Source organism: Cyclobacterium qasimii M12-11B (assembly GCF_000427295.1).
GTDB classification, from domain to species: domain Bacteria; phylum Bacteroidota; class Bacteroidia; order Cytophagales; family Cyclobacteriaceae; genus Cyclobacterium; species Cyclobacterium qasimii.
Genome location: NZ_ATNM01000044.1, coordinates 1 through 696 on the forward strand (window position 1 = coordinate 1; position 696 = coordinate 696).

Below are 696 nucleotides of genomic sequence, written 5' to 3' on the forward strand. Positions count from 1 at the left end.
TGAAGAGGAATACTTCGATCAAGTGCTGATTGCGCAGGCTGCCGATTCGCTGCTGTCGATGAGTGAGGTTGAGGCTTCATTTGCGGTGGCGAGACGGGATGACAAACGGTTTGTATCAGTGCGCGGTCGCTTGGCGAGGTAAATGTTCAGATCATCATGGAGGCCCTGGAAGGCGGAGGGCATTTAACAAATGCGGCGACTCAGTTGTCCGGCATTTCAGTTTCTGAAGCGCTGGAACGGCTGAAGCACGCCATAGATGAGTATTTTGAGGGAGGCGTACAGAGATGAAGGTTATTTTCTTACAAGATGTAAAAGGAAAAGGAAAAAAAGGCGAAGTCAAAAACGTAGCAGACGGTTATGCGCATAACTTTCTAATTAAAAAAGGCCTCGCGGTTGAAGCGAACGCTTCAAACATCAGCGCGCTAAACGGACAAAAGCAGAAAGAGAAAAAAGAAGCCATTGCTGAGCTTGAGCAGGCTAAGAGCTTGAAAGAGACATTAGAAAAACTGACTGTTGAGCTTAGCGCAAAATCAGGTGAGGGCGGCCGTTTATTGGTTCAGTGACAAGCAAGCAAATTACTGAACAGCTCCAAAAAGACCATAACATTAAAGTAGATAAGCGGAAGCTTGAACTGCCGGACGGCATTCGTGCATTAGGATATACGAACGTGCCTGTGAAGCTGCATCCTGAAGTGCA

Annotated in this window: 2 protein-coding genes and 1 pseudogene; all 3 read left to right on the plus strand. The window is 47.1% G+C overall.

Features of this window, described 5'->3' with window-relative positions; genetic code table 11:
- Positions 1-288: pseudogene (locus tag ADICYQ_RS31095) on the plus strand (DHHA1 domain-containing protein); the annotation flags it as partial.
- Positions 285-563: a 50S ribosomal protein L9 gene (rplI, locus tag ADICYQ_RS31100; RefSeq protein WP_020894242.1), complete on the plus strand. Its 279-nt coding sequence runs from the start codon at positions 285-287 to the stop codon at positions 561-563. The pseudogene ADICYQ_RS31095 and the gene rplI, both read left to right, overlap by 4 nt.
- A partial coding sequence (locus ADICYQ_RS31105) for a 50S ribosomal L9 C-terminal domain-containing protein (RefSeq protein WP_498366126.1) occupies positions 560-696 on the plus strand: 137 nt, incomplete at its 3' end. The genes rplI and ADICYQ_RS31105, both read left to right, overlap by 4 nt.

What these genes read in the sequence shown, in the direction of transcription:
- rplI (WP_020894242.1), top strand. Translation starts at nt 285, where the DNA reads ATGAAGGTTATTTTCTTACAAGATGTAAAAGGAAAAGGAAAAAAAGGC.